General features: G+C 21.4%; 8 protein-coding genes and 1 pseudogene. 1 reads left to right on the top strand and 8 read right to left on the bottom strand.

Annotated elements, in window-relative coordinates:
* On the top strand, window positions 1-524 hold a 524-nt coding region (locus VAMP_RS03825; RefSeq protein ID WP_213349500.1), incomplete at its 5' end, for a YtxH domain-containing protein.
* Window positions 525-533: 9 nt separating this feature from the next.
* Here VAMP_RS03825 and rlmN read toward each other — a convergent pair.
* The 8 genes and pseudogenes from rlmN to VAMP_RS03785 all read right to left on the bottom strand — a co-directional run bounded on the left by rlmN (window position 534) and on the right by VAMP_RS03785 (window position 7019).
* Window positions 534-1625 carry a dual-specificity RNA methyltransferase RlmN gene (gene rlmN, locus VAMP_RS03820; RefSeq protein ID WP_213349497.1) on the bottom strand — a complete coding sequence of 364 codons (1092 nt, stop codon included), beginning with the start codon at window positions 1623-1625 and terminating at the stop codon, window positions 534-536.
* 235 nt (window positions 1626-1860) lie between these two features.
* A pseudogene (dnaA, locus tag VAMP_RS03815) lies at window positions 1861-2907 on the bottom strand (chromosomal replication initiator protein DnaA); the annotation flags it as partial.
* Between the two features lie 55 nt (window positions 2908-2962).
* Window positions 2963-3349 (bottom strand): hypothetical protein, encoded by a 387-nt coding sequence (locus VAMP_RS03810; RefSeq protein ID WP_213349495.1) that lies wholly within the window; start codon window positions 3347-3349, stop codon window positions 2963-2965.
* Between the two features lie 30 nt (window positions 3350-3379).
* On the bottom strand, window positions 3380-4069 hold the full coding sequence (gene pgl / locus VAMP_RS03805; RefSeq protein ID WP_213349492.1) for a 6-phosphogluconolactonase: 690 nt from the start codon (window positions 4067-4069) through the stop codon (window positions 3380-3382).
* A 71-nt stretch (window positions 4070-4140) separates the two neighbouring features.
* On the bottom strand, window positions 4141-4437 hold the full coding sequence (locus VAMP_RS03800; RefSeq protein WP_213349489.1) for a hypothetical protein: 297 nt from the start codon (window positions 4435-4437) through the stop codon (window positions 4141-4143).
* Window positions 4438-4460: 23 nt separating this feature from the next.
* Complete coding sequence (locus VAMP_RS03795; RefSeq protein WP_213349486.1) at window positions 4461-4772, bottom strand: DNA cytosine methyltransferase; 312 nt, start codon at window positions 4770-4772, stop codon at window positions 4461-4463.
* Window positions 4773-4836: 64 nt separating this feature from the next.
* Window positions 4837-6663: an aspartate--tRNA ligase gene (gene aspS / locus VAMP_RS03790; RefSeq protein ID WP_213349483.1), complete on the bottom strand. Its 1827-nt coding sequence runs from the start codon at window positions 6661-6663 to the stop codon at window positions 4837-4839.
* A 29-nt stretch (window positions 6664-6692) separates the two neighbouring features.
* Window positions 6693-7019, bottom strand: coding sequence for a hypothetical protein (locus VAMP_RS03785; RefSeq protein ID WP_213349480.1), 327 nt, complete (start codon window positions 7017-7019; stop codon window positions 6693-6695).
* Window positions 7020-7314 lie beyond the last annotated feature (295 nt).

The raw sequence follows: 7314 nt of genomic DNA, 5'->3' as shown, positions 1-7314 counted from the left end.
ATTTAGATGATTCTAATAAAACTAATTCTAATTTAGATGATTCTAATAAATCTAATTCTAATTTAGATGATTCTAATAAAACTAATTCTAATTTAGATGATTCTAATAAAACTAATTCTAATAATGCAGAAGAAAAATTTGAATCTATAAAAGAAAAATTTACTTATATTCAAGAAAAGTTTTTTGATACTACAAATAATATAAAAGAAAAATTTAATTCTGTAAAAGAAAAAACTCAACAAAAAACTGATGATATTAAAAATAAAATTGATGATACTAAAAATAATTCAAAAGAAAAATTTGATTCTGTAAAAGAAAAAACTCAACAGAAAACTGATGATATTAAAAATAAAATTGATAATATTAAAAATAAATCGTGAAATATTACTTTTACTAAAGTTAATGAAAAAACAACTAATAAAACAAAAAATAAAAAAAATGAAAAAGAAAATATTAAAAATAACGAATCAGAAAGAATAATGAAAAAATATAAAATAAAAAAGAAGAAAAAATTAGATAAATAAAAAATAAATTTATCATTTAGCTATATTTTCCCATCATAATTGTCCACAAGCTGATTTTTCTTCCCTTCACATATTAGTTCTCACGGTAACTGTCAATCAATTATTTTCAAGTATTTCTTTAAATTTGTATATACTACTTGTTTCAGTTTCCTGTAAATTTGGCATTGCTGGATTTTCATTATATGGTATCAAATTTATATGACAATTTTGATGTTTCAATAATTTTGAAAGTTCTATAGCATTTTTAGAAAGGTCATTCATATCTTTTATCATTATATATTCATAAAAAATTCTATTTTTTGTTTTTTTATAATAATTATCAAGAATATAAATTAATTCATTTAATTTATATTTTTTTCATATAGGCACTAATTTTTCTCTAAGTTCTTGATTTGGTGCATGCAAAGATATAGCAAGCATAGATTCAATATTATCATCTATCATTTTTTGTATTCAAGGTATAATTCAAGATGTAGAAATTGTAATATGTCTTTTGGATAAACTAAATCAATATCATTGACCAAGCATTATTTCAATTGATTTTTTTACATTATTATAATTTAATAAAGGTTCTCACATTCACATAAAAACAATATTTCTTACTTTATGATAAGTTCAATCATCTTTTTTTCAAAATTTATTTTTTATATAATTATTTGCGAAAAGTAATTGTCATATTATTTCCTCCCAAAGCAAATTTGCCAAAAAACCAAGTTTACCTGTAACACAAAAAATACAAGCTACTGCACAACCTACTTGAGAAGAAACACATAAAGTAATTCTATTTATTTTTTTATCTCAATTATTTTTTGTATGCCAATGATACATTAATACAGATTCAAAAGTTTTTGAATTTTTTGTTTCAAATAAAAATTTTGTAGATTCATATCATTCAATTATTTCTTTAATTTTAATTGATAATATTTCAAAATTTTTATCTAAACTTTCTCTTAATTCTTTTGATAAACTTGTACAATTTCAAAAATCAATATTTGAATTTTTAAATATTTCTTGATAAATTTGTTTAATTCTAAATGGTTGTAATTTATTTTTTTTTCTAAATTCTTCTAATTTTTCCTGATCAAAAATTAAATTTTTCATTTTAAACTTGATTTTATGTATTAAATCTTTATAGTTATACAACTTTTGGTAATAAATATGAGGACAATTTATACTATGATTTATTTTTGGATAAGTTTAAACATTTTGATACAGCAATTCAATGATCCTATGTTCCAATTTTATTTGGAACTTTCTTACAACTCAAAAGTAAAAACTTATAAATAAATTATATTCATACAATTTTTTAACCTACCGATATTTACGGTAGGTTTTTTTATACAAGATCTTGTATTATTATATGATAATCATTGTATATTGTAGTATTACTTTTCAATAATTTTTCAAAATTTTTAATTGCATATATTACAGTGGCATGATTTTTACCTCCAAAATAAGTTCAAATTTTTTCCAAAGTCCATCAATAATGTTTTTTTGCTATATACATAAGCATTTGTCTAGCTACACTAACCTCTTTTTTTCTTGAATTTCATTTTATATCAGAGATAGATATACTATAATAATTAGCTATATATTCCAATATTTTAGCAAATGATTTATAACTTTTATTATTCATAGTATCAGCATCCTTAATTTTTGCATCTTGTAAACTTTCTTTTCATACATTGTATCACAATATTTCTAGTCAATCATATATATCTTTTTCTGTCAAATCTTGTCACAATAAATTTTTCCTAGTTAACATTATATTTACAGCTCATTCAATTTCTCTTACATTATCTTTTACATATTTAGCAATTATTTCTATATATTCATATTCCAAATATTCAGATTTTTCTCTCAATTTTGAGTTAATTATAGCCATTCTTGTTTCAAAGTCTGGTTTTTTTATATCAGTTACTAATCAAATTCAAAATCTACTTCTAAGTCTTGCTTCCAACAAATCAAGTTCTTTTGGAGGACGATCAGAAGATAAAACTATTTGCTTTTTTTTGGAATAAAAATCATTAAATATATTATGAAAGATTTCTTGAGTTTTATCTTTTCCTGCCAAAAATTGAATATCATCTAATATTAAAACATCTACTTCATCCAATTTTTTTGTTAAATTATTAATAGTATTTTTTCTAATATTTTCAACTATTTCATCAATTAATTTACTAGTAGGCAAATATACAACTACTTTATCTTTAAAATTTGATATAGTATAATTTCAAATTGATTGTAATAAATGTGTTTTACCAAGTCATACATTTCAATATATAAAAAATGGATTATATACTTTACCAGGATTTTCAGCAATAGAAAAAGATGCAGAATATGCAAGTTGATTACTTCATCCTACTATAAAATTATCAAATCTATATCTAGGATCAAATAATATACCAAAATTATTTTTTAAAACTTCTTTTGTATTATTATCTATAGTTTTGGGAAAATCTGATTCAATTTTTTTTTATATTTAATATTTTTTTTATATCTTTTTGCAGTTTATGTTTTCAAGTTTGAAATTTTCAGTATACAATAAAATCAACTTTATAACTATTATTATATATTTCATTGATAACATTATCAAAATGTTTTTTAAAAAATTTTTTTGCTTGAGATAATACAAATTCGTTTGGAACTCATATATAAACTATTTGTTTTTTTTCATCTATTCAAATTATTCAAGCCCTATTTAAAAAAGAAATAATTTTTTTGCTATCTTGAACAGTAACTAATTTTTCTATAGACTTTTCCCGTAGATTTATAAGAAAATCCATTTTTTGTTTATCATACTCTTCTACCATATCAAATAGCATATTAAATTATCAATTTATATAATTAAAATATTATAATTTCAAATCTGTAAATAAAAATACATTTTTAGTATTATTTATTAATTTGGCAGGACAATCTTTATAAATTAGATTATTATCAAAGAAATTATTTAAAGCTTTTTGTTTAGCATCTCACATAAAAAATATAAATCAATATTTAATATCTTTTATCATTTCAGGAGAAATAGTAATTCTGTGAGAAGGTTTTTTTGGTGAATCATTTATTGATAAATATTTTTTTTCTTTACTTTGCAACAAAATATGTTTTGGAAAAAGTGAAGCAATATGTCCATCTTCTCAAACTCATATTAAAGATATATCTATATAAGGAACTTTTGAAAAATAATCATCAGCTATATTTTCTATATCATAATTTATTGAAATAATTTGATCTTGATTAATTAGATTTTGATCAATTAATTTTCATAAAAAAAAATCTTTTATTTGTTTATAATTACTATCTTTATGATTTAAAGAAACTATTCTTTCATCTACAAAAACAAAAATTATTTTTTTTCTTATTTCAAATTCAATATTTTTAAAATTTTTTAATATTTTTTCATAAAAATAATTTAATGAAGTTCATCAACTAAGTCATATATATATATGTTCATTATTTTTCAAATCTAATAAAGATTTTTCAAAATTTTTCCAAAACATTTCTTGTAATTCTTGTATATTAGATTCAGAAAAAAAATTCATTTGTATAATTAATTTAATTTATAAAATATATATTATATAGCAATAAATAAAATAAATAATAACTAAAAAAATTAAATTTTCTTTATTTCACTTTCTATTTTTTCCCAAGACATTTTAACTTCTGGAGTTTTTACTTTTATTTTTTCAATTTTATCTTTAAAATTATCAATATTTATATTCATTTCTTCTTCTAATTTTTCTAATTTTATTTTATTTTCAATAATTTTTTTCCATGTTTTATTTCCTTTTTCTATTGCAATTTTAAGTAATTTAAATTTTTTAATCCATATATTTTCTAAAACAAGTAAATTTGCAAAACTATCAAAATTTATCTTAATTAATTTTTCTATTCAAGTGTTTAGTTTCATAAACTTTAAAATCAATTTTTATATTAAATTTTGGCATATTTAAAACTATTTCTTGGATCATCTTCGTTCATTTTTCATGCAACACTCATTCATTGACAAGGTGGTGTTGCTATAACAAAATTACATTTTTGTATTAAAGCATTTTCCAAAATTTTATAATATATTTCATCTTTTGTTATATCTCAACAAATTATTTTTGAATTAGGATAAAAATAAGTATATAAATCACATCTTTTTTGTAATAATTCATTTGCAACAACAATATCAATTCAAAGTTCTTTTAAATAAAACTCTGCTATTCATACATTTGCAAATAAAGAAACTCATTTAATCATATTTTTTATGAAAATTATAAAAAGATAAATCAATTATACTTTATTTTATCCCCAAATTTAATTATTATTTATTTTTTCTTTTAACTTGTAATCATAATTCTTTTAATAATTTATCATCAATTTGAGAAGGAGAATTTAGCAATAAATCTTCTCATTTTTGAGTTTTTGGAAAAGGTATTACTTCTCTTATATTTGGCATATTTTGATAAATCATAACTACTCTATCAAATCATATAGCTATACCTGCATGAGGAGGAACTCAATATTTAAATGCTTGAGTCATATGTCCAAATCTTTCTTCAATTTCTGTTTCATTCATTCACAATATATAAAATATTGTCTCTTGTAATTCTTGATCATATATTCTCACACTACCACCTGCTATTTCATAACCATTAAGTGTTAAATCATAAGCATCAGCTTTTACATTCAAGACTTGCTTTTTTTCTTCTTCAGTTAATTTATTTCATAATTTCAATTTTTGTCATATTTCTTTAAGGAAAGGTACAAATTCTTCTTTTGGTTTAGTAAAAGGATGATGCATACTTGCAAATTTTCAAGTTTCTTCATCAATTTCAAACATAGGAAAATCAACTATCCAAGCAAAATTAAGTTCATTTTCTTTTCATTTAGTAAGTTCTAAGTCTCTAATAAGTATTGTTCTTAAATATCATAAATATTCATTTGCTAAAAGCCAATCTGTTGCTTGAAAAAAAGCTGTTTTTCATTTTGATAATCATAATTTTTCAAATAATTCTTTTTGTAAATCATCAGAAAAAAATTTCAAAATAGGTGATTTTGGTCATTCTTCATCCCAAATAATATATGCCAATCATTTAGCTCATTTTTCTTGTAGTAAAGAAGTATATTTATCTATTTGACTTCTAGTAAAAATAGAATCTACCACCATAGATTTTATTACTCATCATTTATTTACAACATCACCAAAAACTTTAAGATCTGATTTAGATGCTATATCTGATATATCTATTATTTGCATTTCTTTAGTTCTCAATTCTGGTTTATCAATTCAATATCTGTTCATAACATCTTCCCAAGATATTATAGGAATTTCATCATTTATTAATTTATTATCAAATAATTCTTTTGTTAATTCTCCAAAAAGATTAGATATTATATCTATAATATCATTTTGTTCAGCAAAACTTAATTCTATATCTATTTGAGTAAATTCTGGTTGTCTATCTCATCTCAAGTCTTCATCACGAAAACATCTAGCTATCTGAAAATATCTATCAAATCAACTTAACATCAACATTTGTTTTAGTTGTTGTGGAGATTGAGGCAAAACATAAGCTTCACCAGGATTATTTCTACTAGGAACAATATATTCTCTAGCTCATTCAGGAGTATTTTTTATCAAAGAAGGAGTTTCTATATACAAAAAATCATTATCTACAAGATAATCAAATATTTTTTTTGTCATATTATGTCTTGTAATAATATTATCTTTCATATTTTCTCTTCTCAAATCCAAATAACGATATTTCATTCTAATTTCTTCACCAACATTACTCTGTTCAGAAACTTGAAAAGGCAATACATCCGATTTAGATAAAATTTTTATTTCATCTGGTATTAACTCTATTTTTCAAGTAGTAATATTTGGATTATATGTTCAATCTGGTCTTTTACTAACTAATCAAATAACTTGTATCACAAATTCATCTTTTAATGAATGAGCAACTTGCAAAACTTCATTTGAAACTGTATCAGGATCAGCTTTTACTTGAGTTATTCAAAATCTATCTCTAATATCAATAAAAATAACTCATCAATGATCTCTAGCAGAATTTACCCAACCTGCAAGAGTTATTTTTTGTCCAACAAAACCTTCATCTATTTCTCAAGATTTATGAGTTCTAAACATTATTTAAAATTAATTATAAAATTAAAAATTTATCTTTTTCTAAGTTTTTTTCTTACCCAACCAGAAACTGGTACTTCAACAAATTCTAATCAACCACTTGGTAATCTTACTAATCTATAACCATCTGGATCAACTCTAAGTCATGTTTCCCAACATATTTTCCTACCTCTCAAAAACCAATTGTATTCTCTACCTGCTGGATTCATTTTTGCTCATACAACAGATAATTCTTTTGCTAATTCTATTGATAAATTTCTTTTGGGATAATTAAATCTTTTTTGTCATTTCAATCTACCAGCTTGTTTTGCAAGCTGTGCTTTCTTTGCAGCAATTCATTTTTTATTAGTTCTTGCCATTTAATTTAATTAATATTTAATTATATAAAATATATATATATATTATATAGATTTTTATTTTATTTTCAATCTAATATAGATTTAATTGTACTAGAAAGTTTAAACCCATCTTTGTAAACAAAAAATAGCTAGTTTTGTAGTGGCGATTATTATTGTATTTTCTCTTGAAATTGTACTTTTTTTCATTATAATGAAATATATTATTTTTTATCTTTTATTATTTTAAGTGGTAATAATTATAATATGTTTATTAAAAAAAGTACTCGCAAATATAATTGAAAAACTTATGTCACTC

Origin of the sequence: Candidatus Vampirococcus lugosii (assembly GCF_018420025.1) — a bacterium.
In the GTDB taxonomy this organism is placed as follows: Bacteria; Patescibacteriota; Gracilibacteria; order Absconditabacterales; family Absconditicoccaceae; genus Vampirococcus; species Vampirococcus lugosii.
The sequence above is the reverse complement of the archived record's forward strand: the minus strand, read 5'-3'. Positions and strand labels throughout refer to the sequence as shown.